Genomic DNA, 16,437 nt, shown 5'->3' on the forward strand with positions numbered 1-16,437 from the left:
TGTCTACGCAGCCTGACGGCTGCGGCAACCTCGCTCACGGATAGATCCTGCGGCTCCATCCGTGAGCAAGGTTTTTACCACGGGGTGTCCAACTTGTTATTGCAATTTGCGCGTGAAAAATTTCCCTATATATGCTATACTGAAAAACAGATGAATTCGATTGCACCGTCTGCAAGGAGGAATTGGTTTGCAACCGCACATATGGACGCTGATTCTGTTGACGCTGGCAGCGGAGATCCCGCTCTCCGCCTGCTCCGCCGCGCTGGACGAAACCAGCCCGGAGAGCCTCAGCCGTCAGGCGGAGGAGGGAGAGCCCCGGGCCGCGAAGGTGCTCAGCAGCCTGAAGCATTATACCGCGTTCCTGCGGGGCATCGCCCTGTGGCGGATGCTCTGCCTGGGAGCGGCCGGCGCCGCCGGGTGGAGCCTGTGCCAGGTGCTCTTTCCGGCCAAGAGCCCGGTGCCGGAGTACATGGTGCTCAAATATGACGCGCTGGCTCTGGGGAAGCAGGTCCTGTTCCTGCTCGTGCTGCTGCTGTGTTTTTATGTTCTGGCCTGGCTGCTTCCCCGGCGGGTGGCCATCAACGACCCGCTGGGCGTACTGCGGACCCTGTGTCCGGTGCTGCTCCCCTTTGTCACAGTGGTGCGGCCCATCACCGGCAGCCTGGCCTGGCTGGTGCGGCAGCTGCTGCGGCTGTTCCATATCGACCCTAACGCCGAGGGCGGGGCCGTATCTGAGGAGAACATACGCCTGATGATGGATATCGGCGAGGAGCGGGGCGCCATCGACTCCACCGAGAAGGAAATGATCGAGAACGTATTTGACTTCAACGATCTTACCGCCGAGGACGTGATGATTCACCGCAAGGAGATGACCACCCTGTGGGCCGACGACCCGGAGGAGGAGATCTTCCATACCATCGAGGAGACCGGATTGTCCCGGTTCCCGGTGTGCGGGGAGGACCCGGACGACATCATCGGCGTGCTCTACAGCCGGGACTTTTTCCTCAACGCCCGGCAGGAGAACCCCCGCCCGGTGCGGGAGCTGCTGCGCAAGGCCTACTTTATCCCCGAGTCGGTGCCCGCGGGGGACCTGTTCCGGGATATGCAGAGCCGGAAGATCCACATGGCCATCGTGGTGGACGAGTACGGCGGCACCTCCGGCCTGGTGACCATGGAGGACCTGCTGGAGGAGATCGTGGGCAAGATCTATGATGAATTCGACCCCCAGGACGAGCAGGAGATCATCCGCCTGGGAGAGAACCAGTGGCGGGTGGCGGGCTCCGCCGAGCTGGAGGATCTGGCCGAGGCCCTGGACATGGAATTCCCCGAGGACGAGGAGGCCGAGACTTTGGGCGGCCTGGTGTTTGCCCAGCTCTCCGTCATCCCGGAGGACGGCAGCCGCCCCCAGGTGGAGGCCGACGGGCTGCGCATCCAGGTGGAGTCCATGGCCGACCGCCGGGTGGAGTGGGCCCTGGTATCCAAGCTGGAGAGCGAAGAAGAGGAAAAAAATTAAAACAGATCAAAACATGCACAGCCTCAGGCTGTGCATGTTTTTTATTCCAGAACAAGGCGCGGGAATAATGCCTGGGCTTGCCGGCAGCGGGGACAGCGGCCCCACACGCGTAAAAAACAGTGCAAAGCAAGGCTTTTTATGGCAGAATTGCCGGTTGACATTTGGGGAATAGCCTGTATAATATGACAACACAGATGTCTTTACACATGATACGACAGAAAATCAAACAGGAATGAGGTCCTTCCAATGGCAAACTGGAAAGCGTTTCTCGCACGGAAAAATATCGTCATCTCCGCCAGGCGCTACGGCATCGACGCCCTGGGCGCCATGGCCCAGGGACTGTTTGCGTCCCTGCTCATCGGCACCATCCTCAATACCATCGGCACCCAGTTCGGCATCGGATTTCTGACCGCCAAGATCATCACCATCAACGAGGTGGGCTATACCGTGGGCGGTTTGGCCTCCTTCATGAGCGGCGCGGCCATGGCGGTGGCCATCGGCTACGCTTTGCAGGCGCCGCCGCTGGTGCTCTTCTCCCTGGTAACGGTGGGCTACGCCTGCAACGCCCTGGGCGGAGCGGGAGGCCCCCTGGCGGTGCTCTTCGTGGCCATCCTGGCCGCCGAGTGCGGCAAGGCCGTGAGCAAGGAGACCAAGGTGGACATCCTGGTCACCCCCATCGTCACCATCCTGGTAGGCGTGGGCGCGGCCTGGGTCATCGCGCCCCCCATCGGTAAGGTGGCCAGCGCCTTTGGCCTGCTCATCATGAAGGCCACGGTGCTTCAGCCCTTCTGGATGGGCATCCTGGTGTCAGTGCTGGTGGGTATCGCCCTGACGCTCCCCATCTCCTCGGCGGCCATCTGCTCGGTGCTGGGCCTTACCGGCCTGGCCGGCGGCGCGGCGGTGGCCGGCTGCTGTGCCCAGATGGTGGACTTTGCGGTGATGTCCTTCCGGGAGAACGGCTGGGGCGGACTGGTGAGCCAGGGCCTGGGCACCTCCATGCTTCAGATGGGCAATATCGTCAAGAATCCCCGCATCTGGCTCCCCGCCATCCTCACCTCCGCCATCACCGGCCCCCTGGCCACCTGCGTGTTCGGCCTGGAGATGAACGGCGCCCCCATCAACTCGGGCATGGGCACCTGCGGCCTGTGCGGCCAGCTGGGCGTGTGGACCGGCTGGGTGGCCCCCAGCGAAAAGGCTCTGGCCAACGGCGCCGCCGCCATCCTCCCCGGCGCCATGGACTGGCTGGGCCTGATCCTCATCTCCTTTGTGCTCCCCGCCGTGATCTGCTGGCTGTTCGGCCTCTTTTTCCGAAAAATCGGCTGGATCAAAGAGGGCGATCTGACGCTGAACGGATAAGATACGATATAAAAAAGCGCCGTCCCGGCCGGGACGGCGCTTTTTCGGTCCGGTTCAGTTTTTCAGGCTCTGCATGGGGGCGGGGATGCGACCGCCCCGGGCCACAAAGGCCTGACTGGAGAAGGGATGCACCGGCATCACCGGGGCGGAGCCCAGCAGGCCGCCGAACTCCACCATGTCGCCCACCTTCTTGCCGGGGGCGGGGATGAGGCGGACGGCGGTGGTCTTGGAGTTGACCATGCCGATGGCGGCCTCGTCGGCGATGATGGCGGAGAGGGTGTCGGCGCTGGTGTCGCCGGGGACGGCGATCATGTCCAGGCCCACCGAGCACACGCAGGTCATGGCCTCCAGCTTGTCCAGGGTGAGGGCGCCGCTTTGGGCTGCGGCGATCATGCCCTCGTCCTCGCTGACGGGGATAAAGGCGCCGGACAGGCCGCCCACGTGGGAGGAGGCCATAACGCCGCCCTTCTTCACCGCGTCGTTAAGGAGGGCCAGCGCGGCGGTGGTGCCGTGGGTGCCGCAGACCTCCAGGCCCATCTCCTCCAGGATACGGGCCACGCTGTCCCCGATGGCGGGGGTGGGGGCCAGGGACAGGTCCACGATGCCGAAGGGCACGCCCAGGCGGCGGCTGGCCTCCTGGGCTACCAGCTGGCCCATGCGGGTGATGCGGAAGGCGGTCTTTTTCACGGTCTCGGCCACCTGGTCGAAGGGCATGCCCTTGACGGCCTGGAGGGCGTGGTGCACCACACCGGGACCGGAGACGCCCACGTTGATGACGCAGTCCCCCTCGCCCACGCCGTGGAAGGCGCCGGCCATGAAGGGATTGTCCTCCACCGCGTTGCAGAACACCACCAGCTTGGCGCAGCCGAAGCCGCCCCGGTCGGCGGTGAGCTGGGCGCACTCCTTGATGGTCCGGCCCATGGCGGCTACCGCGTCCATGTTGATGCCGGCCTTGGTGGAGCCCACGTTCACCGAGGAGCACACATAATCGGTGCGGGCCAGGGCCTCGGGGATGGACTGGATGAGCTTGCGGTCGGCGGGGGTGAGACCCTTCTGCACCAGGGCGGAGAAGCCGCCGATGAAGTCCACGCCGGCAGTCCTGGCGGCGTCGTCCATGGCGGTGGCGAAGGGCACATAGTCCCGGGCGTCGCTGGCCCCGGCCACCAGGGCCATGGGGGTCACCGAGATGCGCTTGTTGACGATGGGGATGCCGTACTCCCGCTCAATATCCTCGCCGGTGGCCACCAGGCGGTCGGCGCAGCGGGTGATCTTATCATAAATTTTCCGGCAGGCGCGCTTGGGGTCGGAATCGGCGCAGTCCAGCAGGGAGATGCCCATGGTGATGGTACGGATATCCAGGTGCTGCTGGTCGATCATATGGATGGTGTCCAGGATCTCGTTGGTGTTGATCATGGGACTCAACTCCTTTCGGTATCATCAGGGTGCGGAAAGGCTCAGATGCGGTGCATGGCGTTGAAGATGTCCTCACGCTGGATGTGGATGGAAAGCCCCCGGTCCCGGCCGGCGCCCTCCACCAGGGCCACCAGCTCGGCAAAGGGCAGCTCCACTTTGGCGCAGTCCACCAGCATGACCATGGTGAAATACTCCCGCATGATGGTCTGGCTGATGTCCAGCACGCTGACCTGGTGCTCGGCCAGCAGCGCGGAGATAAAACTGAGGATACCCACGTCGTCCTTTCCCAGTACGGTAACGATAGCGCGCATTTGAGATTCCTCCTTGTAATTGATAGTCCTGTTGATATCAGAATGTTATTGCAGTTCGTCCAGCGAGAGGCCAAAGCCGGGCAGGAAGTGCTCCATGAAGTAGTCCACCTCAGGCAGACCGCAGGCCTTGACCGCTTCCAGAGTCTGCCCGGCGGCCCGGCGGAACTCGTTGTTGCCTGCCTTGAGTTCCTCCACGCATTTGATGTGGGCCGACAGCTTGTCGGCGGCCTTGACCAGCCGGCGCAGCTCGGGGTCGTAATCCTCGTGCAGCCAGGGGGCGTAGGCGGGGCGCATGGCCTCGGGCAGCATGGAGAGCAATTTGTCGGCGGAGAAGGACTCCACCTGCTGATAGGCCTCCCGGATGGCGGGGTTATAGTATTTCACCGGGGTGGGCAGGTCGCCGGTGAGGATCTCGGGCGCGTCGTGGAACAGGGCGGCCGCTGCGGCGGCCTCCGGGTCGGCCTCTCCGCCCAGCACGTCCCGGCGGATGACAGCCAGGGCGTGGGCCAGCACCGCCACCATGTGGGAGTGCTCCTGAATATTTTCCTGGAAGGTATTGCGCATCAATCCCCAGCGGTTGATGTAGCGCATACGGGAGAGATAGGCGAAAAAGTGTTCTGCCATGGCGGTCTCCTTACATCTGCACACAATTGGCGAGAGTTATTTTATCACATGCAATAGTGCTTGTAAACTGATATATCTTCAAAAATGAGAATAAAGAGAGAAAAAACGGTGCGCAGCGGGAAATCCGCGCGCACCGCTCAGGTGTCCGTGTATCAAATACACTTCTCAGACAGTCAATCCCTCCAGCTCCGCCTGGAAGGCGGCGGACTGGCTGTCGCTGCCGTGAAACTCCACGGTCATGGGCTTGTCCCGGTCCAGGGAGAAAAGACCCATAATGGACTTGGCGTTGACCACATACCGGCCGGAAGAGACGTCGATGTCGCACTCGTGCTGGTTGGCAGTATTGCAGAAACGCTTCACATCGTCCATGGAGGAGAGCATAATGGAAAATTGGCTCATAGCAGTTACCTCTCTTGATATCAGAGCGGCGGTCCTTCCTTTGACAGAGGGCGGCCTATGCCCTATAATAATGTCTGCCGGGCCGGGGGCCCGGGTCCGCTGTGACTGCGCGGACGGACACTGTCCCATATTATATCGAGTTTCATTGTAAATTACAAGCCCCAGTCCGCCGGGCGGCGGGGCCCGGGAGAGAAGGAGCCGCCATGAAGATCGCCATCTATACACTGGGCTGCAAGGTCAATCAGTATGAGACCCAGGCCATGGAAACTGAGCTTACCGGCCGGGGGCATACCCTGGTCCCCTTTGAGGACCGGGCCGACGCCTATATCATCAATACCTGCACTGTCACCGCGGTCAGCGACAAAAAGTCCCGCCAGATGATCCGCCGGGCCCGGAAGGAGAACCCGGAGGCCCTGGTGGCGGTGTGCGGCTGCTATGCCCAGACCGATCCCGAGGCGGTGAGGGCGCTGGAGGTGGACCTGATCTCAGGCACCGCCGGGCGCATGGCTTTCCTGGACGACCTGGAGGCCCTGGCCGAGGACCGGCGGGCCGCAGCCCTGGAGCGGGAGGGCCCGCTGGTGACGGTGGACAACGCACTCCGCCGCCAGAACTTTGAGGAGCTGCCGGCCGGCGGCCTCTCCGGCCGGACCAGGGCCATGCTGAAGGTGCAGGACGGGTGCGTCAACTTCTGCACCTACTGCATCATCCCTTATGCCCGGGGGCCGCTGCGCTCCCTGCCGGCGGAGCACGCGGCGGAGCAGTGCCGCCGCCTGGCGGAGGAGGGATACCGGGAGATCGTGCTTACCGGCATCGAGATCTCCTCCTGGGGGGCGGAGCGGAAGGACGGCTCCTCCCTCATCGACCTGATCGAGGCGGTGTGCGCCGCCGCGCCGGGTCTGCGGGTGCGGCTGGGCAGCCTGGAACCCAGGACCATCACGGAGGAGTTCTGCCGACGGGCGGCCGCCCTGCCCAACCTGTGCCCCCATTTCCACCTGTCCATGCAGAGCGGGTGCGACGGGGTGCTCCGCCGGATGAACCGGAAATATGATACCACGCGGTATTATGAGAGCGTGAGATTGCTCCGGGAATACTTCGACCGGCCGGGGATCACCACCGATCTTATCGTGGGCTTCCCCGGCGAGAGCGAGGAGGAGTTCCGGGAGACCCTGGCTTTTGTGGAGAAGTGCGCTTTCTCCGCCATGCACATCTTCCCCTACTCCCGCCGCTCCGGCACCCCCGCCGCGCAGATGCCCGGACAGGTGCCCAACGCGGTGAAGGAGGAGCGGGCCCACCGGGCGGGAGAGCTGGCCCGCCGGCTGGAGGAGGCCTATCTGGAGGCGTGGGTGGGAGAGACCCTGCCGGTGCTCTTTGAGGAGGAGAAGGACGGCCTCTGGCGTGGCCACGCCCCCAATTATACGGAGGTGCTGCTGGCGGGCGAGGACCTGCACAACGTGGAAAAGCGGGTCAGGATCACGGGGCGGAAAGAGCTTTCCCTGTTGGGAGAAATATAAATGGAGCGGCGTCCGGAGCGGTATGCTCCGGACGCCGTCTGTCTGCGCGCGGGAAGGAAAGAGGAGAAAAAATAGAGGAGAAAAGATAGAGGGGGAGGGATCATTGATCGATGCGGCGCACCGCGCAGCGGTTGGAGCGGTACCCGGGGAAACCGCTGTACGGATCCAGATGCGTCTCACTGACAAGATCGTTGGCGTTGGCCTCTCTGTATCCATGATAGAAGTAGATCTCGCCGGGCTGGATCTTGGAGCTGATATGGGCCCTGACCTGGACTGAGGACACAGCGGTGGACAGCTCGATGAGATCATCCTCCGCGATCCCGAACCGGGCGGCATCTTCCGGATTCAGGTCAGCGGTGGGATCGGGGCGGAGGCTGCGGAGCCAGGGGACGTCATGGAGCCGGGAGTGGATCGCGTTGGGAAGGCGGGCGCCGGCGATCAGCTTGAGCGGATAACGCTGAGGGTCGCCCGGGGCGTCATCAAAGGGATCCCGATAGGTGGGGAGGGGATCAAGCCCGTGGGACTGGGAGAACTGGGCAACTGTCTCCGACCAGAACTCAAATTTCCCGCTGGGGGTGGGGAAACCGTTTTTCAACAATTCACCGGCCACATCGGGATGCGCGCCGGGAACTTTGATCGGCAGGGGGCTGGCTTTCATCTGGTCGATGGTGATATCCAGATCACGCAGCATGAACTGGATACCGGCCTCATATCCCTGGCGGAGCAGGTCGTCATCCAGATCCATGACGGCGGCCAGCTCGGAGAGGATCTGAACGTCATTTTTGGACTGATACAGCGGCTCGATGACCGGATTGGTGAACTGGGCAAAGCCGCCGGGATAGGCTTTGAACTCCCCGCGCTCAAAGCTGGTACAGGCGGGCAGCACGATGTCGGCGTATTTGGCGGTATCGGTCATGAACAGGTCGATGTCCACAAAAAAGTCCAGGGTCTTGAGCGCCTCGTAGAATTTCTGGGTATTGGGGAACATTTTTGCATTCATGCCGCAGGCAAAAACAGCCTTTACAGGATAGGGCGTGCCCTCGGTGATCTGTCGGAGCAGATCCATGGCCTGGAATTCGTCCACCAGAACGGACCACAGGGGGAAGCGGTCCTGACCGATGCGGGGCTGACTGCTCTTGGGCTCACGGCAGCGGTAATATTCGTGTTCATAAGTCAGATATCCGGCGCTCTGGTCATAGTAAGTGATGGTCTCAGGGAGACAGCCGCCCACCCGGTCGAAATTACCGGTGAGGGCATTGAGGCAGATCATGGCGCGGTAGTTCTGGAAGCCGTTGATCTGGTGCGCCAGAGGCGCGGAGGATTCCTGGATGCAGGCCGGACCGCTGGTGGCGTAGATACGGGTAGCCTCAAAGATATCGTCCGGATCCAGACCGGTGATCTTGCTGACGCGGTCCAGATCAAACTGGCTCACATACTCGGCGTACTGCTCAAAGCCGTGGGTATATTTGGAGATGTAATCCATGTCCGCCCAGCCGTTGTCGATGATGAGCTTGGCCATACCCAGCGCCAGAGCGCCGTCGGTCCCCGCCTTGATCTGAAGGTGCATATCGGCCAGCTTGGCGGTGGCGGGCGTTTTGCGGGGGTCAATGATGATGATCTTGCCGCCCTTGTCCTTGAACGCCTGGAGGCGGGGAAGGGCCAGATGCTTGGAGTAGTACGGATTCAGGGCCCAGCCCAGCAGGACGTTGGAATTCCCCATGTCCGGACCGGCGGCGTAGAGTCCCGCGGTAGCTTCCCACGCCATTACGGCGGACTTGTAGCAGGTGGAACACTCCGAGCCGTAATTTATGGAACCAAAGGAGTAGGCGAAGCGGTGGAGAAACTGACGGTACCACTTCGTATATCCTGAGAAGAACGCCACCGAATTGGGACCCAGCGTCTCCTTGACCGCATTGAGGCGGCGGGCGATCTCGGCATAAGCTTCATCCCAGGAGATGGGTTCAAATTTTCCTTCACCCCGCTCCCCGACCCGGCGCAGCGGAGTACGCAGACGGTCGGAGCGGTAGATATATTGACGGCTGGCGTGGCCCTTGGCACAGAGCTTTCCCTTATTGCGGGGGTGCTCCTTCGTGCCCTCCACCTTGATGACACGGCCGTCTTTCACATAGGCGTCGATCCCGCAGTGGGTACAGGGGCAGCAGATGTCACAGATGGTATGCTTTACCTCGATACCGGTCTCAGGACAGGGGATCTTTGCTTTTAAAAGGGCTTCAATCCGATCCATAAATGTGCCTCGCTTCCAAATTAGAGAGTAAACAGCTTGCCCAGTTTGGGGATCTTGACGCCCACTCTGGCATGGCGCAGAGCGCCCCAGAGCGTGACCTGGTTGCTGGTGATGACAGGCAGACCGAAATCCGTCTCAATGGTTTCGATGATATCCAGTACATTCAGGCCGGTACAGCTGATAAAAATACAGTCAGAGTGGGAGATATCCATCTCCTTGACCTTCTGGTATACAAAGCTCGGCTGGATGTCGGCGATGGACTTCTCGCTCTGGTGCATCCCCTGGATACTGGTAACGCCGATGCCATGAGATTCCAGGAAGTGTTTTTCGATGGCGTTGGTGTCGTCGGGATAGGGCGTGATGGCGGCCACCCTGTTGACGCCCAGACGCGCAAACCCCTCCATCAGGACCGTACTGGTGGTCAGGCCGGGGGCGCCGCTGGCCCGTTCGATGCGGCGGATACATTCCTGATCGAAGCCGGGGCCGCCAATGAGGCTGCCGGAGGTACAGCCGAACATCACCAGGTCGTGATGACGGGTGGAAAACACTTTGGCGCAATCCTCCAGAAGATCGGCCATCTCCATCAGGCCTTCCGGGCTGGGCATACCGCCGAACGGAACGCGGGTGGTGATCACACCGACCCCCTCGGGGACAAAACGGTGGAAGTCACGCTCCATGGAAGCGCCGGTACCGGGATTAATCAGGCCAATTTCAGCTCTCCAGGCATACATGATATAATTCCTCCTGTTAAATAAGTTTGGTTGGAAGCCCGGCGGTCAGCCGGCTTTTCTGTGCGTCAGGTCAGACGCAGGGTCTGCCCCACGCCCAAACGGCGGGCTTTCTCCACCAGATGGACGCCGACTGCGATATCCAGCGTGCCCATGCCCATATGGGAAAAGACGATCCGTTCCCGGTCATTCTCCCGGCCGGGGCATTTGCCGCAGATGATCTCGCCCAGGGACGCGTATACATCGCCGGGATCCAGCAGGTGCCCAAAATTGGGATGCTCCAGGATCTCAATGCGGTCAGAATCCCGGTTTCCCACGACCCACTTGTCGCAGTACCGGCTGATGGAGGGCTCAATGTCATTAAAGGCGAACATGGCGTCTACCAGACAGCCCTCGGGCAGCCATTCGGCCTTGATGATGGGCGTGCGGCAGGTGGTAGCTGTGAGCAGGATGTCAGACTGTTCGGCGAGCGCCTGGGGCGAGGGGGCGATCTCCAGCCGTGCCCGCAGACCGCCGGCCATCTGGCGGACACAGTCTTTCATATGGTCGGGGGTGGCGCTGTAGATGAGGATCCGCTCCAGATCAAAGTTCTCATCAAAGGACCGGATGGCGGAGCGGCCCTGCGCGCCGCAGCCGAGGATGCCCAGTGTTTTCGCGCCTTTGCGGGCCAGATATTTTGCGGCGACCACTGCATGGCCGCCTGCCGTGCGCATATTCGTGATGGAGGTGGCGTCCAGGATCGCGTAGGGCATGCCGTTGTTTTCATGACTGAGAATGAGTACATGGGCCCAGATGGTGGGGTATCCATCCGGCTGGGCGGGATAGAAATTGGTCCACTTCACTCCGGCGGTATTCAGGTTTTCCAGGCAGCCCGGCATTGCGAAGATGCAGTTTGCGCGCCCGGGCCCCACCCGCATGACCTCTTTGGACGGCACGATCATCTGACCGGAACCGTCTGCCCGAAAGGCGTCTTCAACCGCGGCCACCACATCGGGGTAGGTCAGGATGGATTCTACTTCCTGTCTGGACAGAAAAAGAATGTCAACGCTGTGCTCGCCCATATATGTTTCCTCCCTTTGAAAAGGGGCCGCCGCCGGTATGGCGGCGGCCCTACGCCTAAAAAGCTTATGCCTTGAGATACTCACCGAGGATGGAGAGGTCCTCCACATCCTCCAGACGGTTCATGATGAGGTCCACCAGCCGGTCGCACTGCTCGGGCGTAAAGATGGTGGCGGTAGCGGTGCGGAAGTTGTCGATGCACTCCTCGCGGGTATAGGGATTGCAGGGATGGCCCTTGGGGTAGTGGATGGAATCCTCATACACCGTACCGTCTTTGAGGGTGATCTTCATCTCATAAGTGGGATAACCGCCCTCACGGAACTTGTCGAACTGGGAGCTGACGCGCTCCACACGGCCCACGCCCTTAAAGCGGTTGGCCATCTCCAAAATGACGGGATCCTTGAGGTACTTTTCCTCGGCCCACTCCCAGCCCAGCTGGGGACCGCGCAGATACATAGCCAGGCAGAAGGGGATGGAGAACTGGGCGCGCACGGTAGAGGGGTAGCCCTCGGGCCAGTTTTCGCTGCGGTTGGGGATGAAGGGGGACATCTCGATGGATTCGATGTCGTCGGCCTTGATGGAATTGGCAGTGACCATTTTGTGGAGCAGGTCCATGGGAGCCTGGATCCACATGTTCACGGGCCAGTTCTTGAGGAGCATGTCCATGAGGTAGTAATGAGAGCCGAGCTCCTTATCGAACCAATTCCAGTCGCACTGATCGGATACGCCGAACCAGTAGCCGCCGTATTCCTCCAGCGCGTCCATCAGGGTGGTGATGCCCTTGTCCACGATCAGGGAGCACTCCACGCCCATTTTGGCGGTAAGGCCGTAGGTGTAATGGTAGAAATCCGTGTTGGTGGCGTTGATCTGCTCGGTAGCCACAGGGCACATGCCGGCGGCGGTACCGATGAGCTGGTTGAGCTTGTCGGCGGACAGGCCCAGCAGCTTGCCGGATACGGCGGCGGGGGCGAAGATCTGCCAGCAGTAGAGGCCCCAGCCGGCGTCAAAGCGCTCGGGCGTAGGCTGGACTGCCATGGCGATGCGCTGATAGACCTCGAATCCGCCGATGAAGGCGGTGAGATAATCCTTACCGGACTTGCCGTAAGCCTCGCTTACGGCCAGGCCCGCCGGAACAGCGCCGGAGCTGGGATGACCGGTCCAGGAGCAATCCTCCCAGTCCAGGAAATCGCTCATCATGCCGTTGGCAAAGGCGGCGCTGGAGACAGAGACCTTGGTCCCGTCGCCGAAGATGGTGGCGCCCTTTTCACTGGTACCCATCACCTTGGCCACATCAATGGCCTCACGGACGGTCTTGGCCTTGGCTGCGCCCAGGGCCACACCGACGGTGTGCAGCGTGACCATTTTGGCACGCTCGATGACCTCGGGAGGGATGTCCTCATACTTCAGATTGGCCAGATAGTCCGCCAGGATTTGTGTGTACTTCTTCATAACTGCACCTCCAAAAAAGTTTGAATTGTTAATATATACAACTTTTTAACTGAATAAGATGGAAAATTAGGTTGAAAAAACAAGAAACGATGCTATAATAGGGACATGATTTCGAAGAAAGGGGATATTTGGTGTGAGAACAGAGTATCTGGAGTATTTGCTGGAAGTGGCCCACACCAACTCGATCTCGAGGGCGGCCAAAAAACTTTTTATCGGACAGACGACCCTGAGCGCGATCATCAATTCAGTGGAAAATGAGCTGAATATAAAGATCTTCCTGCGGACGCATCGGGGCGTGAAGCTTACGGAGCGCGGAGAGCAGGTAATTGCGATCGCCGAAGATATGGTAAAAAAGAACCGTCAGCTCCATAATCTGTGTCAGGATATGGCGCTCACCCGGCGCAACATCTCACTGGTGGCATATCCGAGCGCATGCAATATTCTGGGACTGTATCTGAGTGATAAGATACAGAAGGAGACAGATGCGTTTACCCTGACCATGCAGGAGACGCCTTCTGAAAAGGTGCTCAGCGGTATTGTGAATGGGGCGGCCAATATCGGTATCGGCGCATCCGCCCGGTATGAGTTCTTCAATCATCAGTACACCGCGCATAACAATGGATTCCTCTTTGAGCCGCTGTATACCGACCGTTTCTGCCTGTGCGTCAGCGGAGACTCCCATCTGGCCGGACGAAAGACAGTCGATGTGTCCGAGCTGGAGAAAGAACATTTGGCAGCAACGAGTGCTCATCCGTCCTCGTCTACCATGACAGTAGGCTGCCTGTTCAAATATGTGCGGTGTTTTTCCGTATTCAACAACATGGAGGTCGTAAAAAAGGCGGTACTGGAGCAGAATATGGTGGCGGCACTTCCATCACTTTCCTATTATGGAGATGAACTGGTGGCCTCCGGCAAATTGTGCTTGTTGGAACTGACCGGATTTGAAACAGAACTGACCAACTTCCTGGTGGTCAACCAGAAGAATGGGCTGAACAAGCATGAGGAGAAGCTGATCGAGTTGATCCGTGAGTTTTATCGGAAGCTGGAGCTGCCGGTAAGTGGAGCTCCCGACGATTCCATACTAATCGATTCTGAAGATACAGTCCAATAGTAGTTGGTGTTGGGAAGTTAACAAAAAAAGCGGTAACAGCGGCTGGAGAGTGGGATTTCCGGAAAGATAATGAGAAAATAGGCAAAATGGAAAAAGATCGGCCTGGATAGGGCAGGTGAGACCGTGCGTGTGGAAGCGAGCGGTTTCTTTGGGGGCTGGTCAGCAGAAAGAGCATTTGCCGGAGCCTTGACCGACAGGCCGGTATGCCCTAAACTGGAAAAGAATCATCCGACAGGAGGAACATAGAATGAAACATCTGCTGATTTTGGAAGGGAGTCCCCGCCGCGCCGGAAACAGCACCGCGTTATCCAGGGCTTTCTCGGCCGCCCTGAAGGGTTGGACAGTGGAAACCGTGCGGGTATGTGACAAAACAGTCAATGGCTGCCTGGCGTGCGACCACTGCTGGAGCCGGGAGGGGAAACCCTGCGTCCAGCGGGACGACATGAATGAGCTGTGCGAGCAGATCGAGCGGGCTGACGCGGTCATCCTGGCGACGCCCATGTATTATTTCAGTTTTCCGTCCCGCCTGAAAGCGGTGATCGACCGGCTCTATCCCTACTGTAAGGACAACCGCCCCCGGTCCATCGACGGTAAATCCTGTATGCTGCTGGTCTGCGGTGCCACCGATGTCCGGGATGAATTTACGCCCATGGTGGATACTTACCGCGTGTTGGCCCACTATCTGGGTTGGAAAGACATGGGCGTTCTGGTGGCGGACAGCCTGTATGAGCGCGGGGCGGTGGAGGGCACCGCCTGGCTGGAGCAGGCCGCTGCTCTGGCCGATAAGCTGAACGGGGGCGCTTTATTGTGAGATTTGCAGTGGAGGGCCAGGTATTTGAACGGCTTCCGGATCTGGTTTTCGGGGGAGTTGTGGCATATGGGATTGATAATCATTACGTCCCCGCGCTTCTGGAGGGGCGGCTGGAGGCCGCCGAGGAGCGCTGCCGCCAGGAGATAGCGCCCGATCAACTTAAAACCCATCCGGCGGTCCTGCCTTACCGGACGGCGTTTCAGAACCTGGGGATCAATCCCAACAGGTTCCCCAGTTCCATTGAGGCTATGCTCAAGCGTGTGCTGAAGGGCAGCCGGCTGCCCACGATCAGCCCGGTGGTGGATCTGGGAAACAGCCTGTCCCTGAAATACCTGCTGCCCATGGGAGCCCACGATCTGGATCAGCTCACCGGAGAGGTGGCTGTGCGTTTTTCCAGGGATACGGACCGCTTTGTCCCCCTGGGAGAGGACGCGGAGGAGGTATTGCAGGCCGGCGAGCTGATTTATGCCGACGCGTGCAGAGTGCGTACCCGCCGATGGATCTGGCGGCAGAGCTGGAAACGCTTTTGAGGGAGGGCTGGAACTGCCGGACCCACCGATTTACGGTAGACGCAAAGCACCCCTGTGCAGAGCTGGGAGTGTAAATTGCCCGGCTCCGGGCGGATGGGATGCCGTCCCGGATTAGATTCATATATAAAAAATGCCTGCCCCGGAGATCCGGGGCAGGCATTTTTTGTTAAACAGGGGACTGCGGACCTTCCCCCCGCTCATCCCACTGCCAGACTGTTTTTCCGCTCAGAAACACCCGGCGTACCTGAGAAAGAGCGCGGATGTCTCTGCTTGGATCCCCCTCTACCAGGATCATATCCGCCTCCAGACCCGGAGCCAGACGGCCGGTCACGCCGCCCAGCCCAAGGACCTCAGCGCCGACGCTGGTGGCGCAGGCGATGGCGGACAGAGGATCCATCCCGTAGTCCGTATAGTACTGCAGCTCACGGGGGATATTCAGGTCGGTAAAGCCATCCACACAGAGATCTGTCCCGGCGGCGATGGCCACGCCGGTCTGGACCCTTGCCAGAAATCCATCCCGGTAGGCCGCATCGGCCTGCTGGAAATAGCGCAGGGCCGGAGAGGGAGCCTGGGGATCTCCTGCGGGACGCATCTGCTGATAGGCAGAGGAGTAGGCGATGATGGTGGGAACCCATACGATCCCCTTGCTGCGCATCTGGGCGGCCTGTTCCACGGTCATAAAGGTGCCGTGCTCAATGGTGTCAAAGCCGGCGCGGATACACATGTCCACGGCTGTTCGCGTGCCTGCGTGGACAGCAAGTCGGCAGCCCAGACGATGGCCTTCGTCGGTAAGGGCGTCCAACTCCTCTTGGGTGAATTCCGGACGTTCGGACCGGTGGCTGGTGAGGACCTTAATCCAGCTGTGCCCCTCGCGCACCCGGGTCCGGACGGCCCGGCGCAGAGCCTCGGGGCCGTCCACCTCCTCCACGCCGGGACCAAGGTCGTGGCCGTGGCCGCCGGTCATGCAGATCCCCCGCCCGCTGGAGACCAGCCGGGGGATGGGCAGCAGATGTGCTCCGGCATGGCGCAGAGCATCCTCCAGGCCGGGGCGGCAGCAGAGGCTGCGCACGGTGGTCACTCCGCGGGAGAAAGCACGGCGGCATTGCTCCAGGGCCAGATAGGCCTGGGTATAGTCACTGTGCAGATGGGGATCCGCGGAGGACATGGGGACGGTCAGATGGGCATGGAGGTCAATAAGGCCCGGGAGAAGAGTGCCCTGAGGAAAAGCGATATGCTCCTGATTCGGACAGGCGGCCAGGAGAGAAGCTGTGGGAGCGATGGCGGACAGCCGCCCCTGTGAATTGACCAGGACACCGTGATCCTGCAAAACGGTCCTGCCGTCGCCGGTAATCATGCGGGCAGCACTGATGATCATAC

General features: G+C 60.6%; 15 protein-coding genes. 6 read left to right on the top strand and 9 right to left on the bottom strand.

Annotation, left to right across the window (positions count from 1 at the left end; translation table 11 throughout):
* Positions 1 to 187 precede the first annotated feature (187 nt).
* A complete protein-coding gene (locus ACTNBZ_RS00005) occupies positions 188 to 1,513 on the top strand; it encodes a hemolysin family protein (RefSeq protein WP_441207589.1) in 1,326 nt (441 codons plus the stop codon).
* Between the two features lie 246 nt (positions 1,514 to 1,759).
* A complete protein-coding gene (locus tag ACTNBZ_RS00010) occupies positions 1,760 to 2,869 on the top strand; it encodes a PTS transporter subunit IIC (protein ID WP_441207590.1) in 1,110 nt (369 codons plus the stop codon).
* A 54-nt stretch (positions 2,870 to 2,923) separates the two neighbouring features.
* Here ACTNBZ_RS00010 and ACTNBZ_RS00015 read toward each other — a convergent pair whose 3' ends face one another.
* The 4 genes from ACTNBZ_RS00015 to ACTNBZ_RS00030 all read right to left on the bottom strand — a co-directional run bounded on the left by ACTNBZ_RS00015 (position 2,924) and on the right by ACTNBZ_RS00030 (position 5,616).
* Positions 2,924 to 4,282 (bottom strand): PFL family protein, encoded by a 1,359-nt coding sequence (locus ACTNBZ_RS00015; protein WP_441207591.1) that lies wholly within the window; start codon positions 4,280 to 4,282, stop codon positions 2,924 to 2,926.
* Positions 4,283 to 4,323: 41 nt separating this feature from the next.
* A complete protein-coding gene (locus ACTNBZ_RS00020) occupies positions 4,324 to 4,593 on the bottom strand; it encodes an ACT domain-containing protein (RefSeq protein WP_441207592.1) in 270 nt (89 codons plus the stop codon).
* A gap of 45 nt (positions 4,594 to 4,638) precedes the next feature.
* Complete coding sequence (gene yfbR / locus ACTNBZ_RS00025) at positions 4,639 to 5,217, bottom strand: 5'-deoxynucleotidase (protein WP_441207593.1); 579 nt, start codon at positions 5,215 to 5,217, stop codon at positions 4,639 to 4,641.
* 165 nt (positions 5,218 to 5,382) lie between these two features.
* Complete coding sequence (locus ACTNBZ_RS00030; protein WP_441207594.1) at positions 5,383 to 5,616, bottom strand: HPr family phosphocarrier protein; 234 nt, start codon at positions 5,614 to 5,616, stop codon at positions 5,383 to 5,385.
* A 203-nt stretch (positions 5,617 to 5,819) separates the two neighbouring features.
* On the opposite strand from ACTNBZ_RS00030, the gene mtaB reads away from it, so the two are divergent.
* Positions 5,820 to 7,127, top strand: coding sequence for a tRNA (N(6)-L-threonylcarbamoyladenosine(37)-C(2))-methylthiotransferase MtaB (gene mtaB, locus ACTNBZ_RS00035; RefSeq protein ID WP_441207595.1), 1,308 nt, complete (start codon positions 5,820 to 5,822; stop codon positions 7,125 to 7,127).
* A 100-nt stretch (positions 7,128 to 7,227) separates the two neighbouring features.
* Here mtaB and ACTNBZ_RS00040 read toward each other — a convergent pair whose 3' ends face one another.
* The 4 genes from ACTNBZ_RS00040 to ACTNBZ_RS00055 form a co-directional block, all read right to left on the bottom strand.
* Entirely contained in the window at positions 7,228 to 9,372 is a 2,145-nt protein-coding gene (locus ACTNBZ_RS00040) for a molybdopterin-containing oxidoreductase family protein (protein ID WP_441207596.1), read from the bottom strand.
* Between the two features lie 20 nt (positions 9,373 to 9,392).
* Positions 9,393 to 10,103, bottom strand: coding sequence for a maleate cis-trans isomerase family protein (locus tag ACTNBZ_RS00045; RefSeq protein WP_441207597.1), 711 nt, complete (start codon positions 10,101 to 10,103; stop codon positions 9,393 to 9,395).
* 65 nt (positions 10,104 to 10,168) lie between these two features.
* Positions 10,169 to 11,161 carry an ornithine cyclodeaminase family protein gene (locus tag ACTNBZ_RS00050; RefSeq protein ID WP_441207598.1) on the bottom strand — a complete coding sequence of 331 codons (993 nt, stop codon included), beginning with the start codon at positions 11,159 to 11,161 and terminating at the stop codon, positions 10,169 to 10,171.
* Positions 11,162 to 11,225: 64 nt separating this feature from the next.
* Positions 11,226 to 12,608 (bottom strand): MmgE/PrpD family protein, encoded by a 1,383-nt coding sequence (locus tag ACTNBZ_RS00055; RefSeq protein WP_441207599.1) that lies wholly within the window; start codon positions 12,606 to 12,608, stop codon positions 11,226 to 11,228.
* 133 nt (positions 12,609 to 12,741) lie between these two features.
* Here ACTNBZ_RS00055 and ACTNBZ_RS00060 point away from each other — a divergent pair, with 133 nt between their 5' ends.
* From ACTNBZ_RS00060 to ACTNBZ_RS00070, 3 genes are all read left to right on the top strand, one after another.
* Positions 12,742 to 13,719 carry a LysR family transcriptional regulator gene (locus tag ACTNBZ_RS00060; protein WP_441207600.1) on the top strand — a complete coding sequence of 326 codons (978 nt, stop codon included), beginning with the start codon at positions 12,742 to 12,744 and terminating at the stop codon, positions 13,717 to 13,719.
* Positions 13,720 to 13,966: 247 nt separating this feature from the next.
* Entirely contained in the window at positions 13,967 to 14,530 is a 564-nt protein-coding gene (locus ACTNBZ_RS00065) for a flavodoxin family protein (protein WP_441207601.1), read from the top strand.
* 59 nt (positions 14,531 to 14,589) lie between these two features.
* Positions 14,590 to 15,060 (top strand): B3/B4 domain-containing protein, encoded by a 471-nt coding sequence (locus ACTNBZ_RS00070; protein ID WP_441207602.1) that lies wholly within the window; start codon positions 14,590 to 14,592, stop codon positions 15,058 to 15,060.
* Positions 15,061 to 15,226: 166 nt separating this feature from the next.
* Here the strand turns inward: ACTNBZ_RS00070 and ACTNBZ_RS00075 are convergent, their stop codons facing one another.
* On the bottom strand, positions 15,227 to 16,435 hold the full coding sequence (locus tag ACTNBZ_RS00075; protein ID WP_441207603.1) for an amidohydrolase family protein: 1,209 nt from the start codon (positions 16,433 to 16,435) through the stop codon (positions 15,227 to 15,229).
* Positions 16,436 to 16,437 lie beyond the last annotated feature (2 nt).

Origin of the sequence: Pseudoflavonifractor sp. HCP28S3_F10 (genome assembly GCF_052065415.1) — a bacterium.
In the GTDB taxonomy this organism is placed as follows: domain Bacteria; phylum Bacillota; class Clostridia; order Oscillospirales; family Oscillospiraceae; genus Pseudoflavonifractor_A.

Coding starts and splice junctions, on each gene's coding strand:
- ACTNBZ_RS00010 (WP_441207590.1), top strand. CDS start 1,760: ATGGCAAACTGGAAAGCGTTTCTCGCACGGAAAAATATCGTCATCTCC.
- ACTNBZ_RS00015 (WP_441207591.1), bottom strand. CDS start 4,282: ATGATCAACACCAACGAGATCCTGGACACCATCCATATGATCGACCAG.
- ACTNBZ_RS00020 (WP_441207592.1), bottom strand. CDS start 4,593: ATGCGCGCTATCGTTACCGTACTGGGAAAGGACGACGTGGGTATCCTC.
- yfbR (WP_441207593.1), bottom strand. CDS start 5,217: ATGGCAGAACACTTTTTCGCCTATCTCTCCCGTATGCGCTACATCAAC.
- ACTNBZ_RS00030 (WP_441207594.1), bottom strand. CDS start 5,616: ATGAGCCAATTTTCCATTATGCTCTCCTCCATGGACGATGTGAAGCGT.
- mtaB (WP_441207595.1), top strand. CDS start 5,820: ATGAAGATCGCCATCTATACACTGGGCTGCAAGGTCAATCAGTATGAG.
- ACTNBZ_RS00040 (WP_441207596.1), bottom strand. CDS start 9,372: ATGGATCGGATTGAAGCCCTTTTAAAAGCAAAGATCCCCTGTCCTGAG.
- ACTNBZ_RS00045 (WP_441207597.1), bottom strand. CDS start 10,103: ATGTATGCCTGGAGAGCTGAAATTGGCCTGATTAATCCCGGTACCGGC.
- ACTNBZ_RS00050 (WP_441207598.1), bottom strand. CDS start 11,161: ATGGGCGAGCACAGCGTTGACATTCTTTTTCTGTCCAGACAGGAAGTA.
- ACTNBZ_RS00055 (WP_441207599.1), bottom strand. CDS start 12,608: ATGAAGAAGTACACACAAATCCTGGCGGACTATCTGGCCAATCTGAAG.
- ACTNBZ_RS00065 (WP_441207601.1), top strand. CDS start 13,967: ATGAAACATCTGCTGATTTTGGAAGGGAGTCCCCGCCGCGCCGGAAAC.
- ACTNBZ_RS00075 (WP_441207603.1), bottom strand. CDS start 16,435: ATGATCATCAGTGCTGCCCGCATGATTACCGGCGACGGCAGGACCGTT.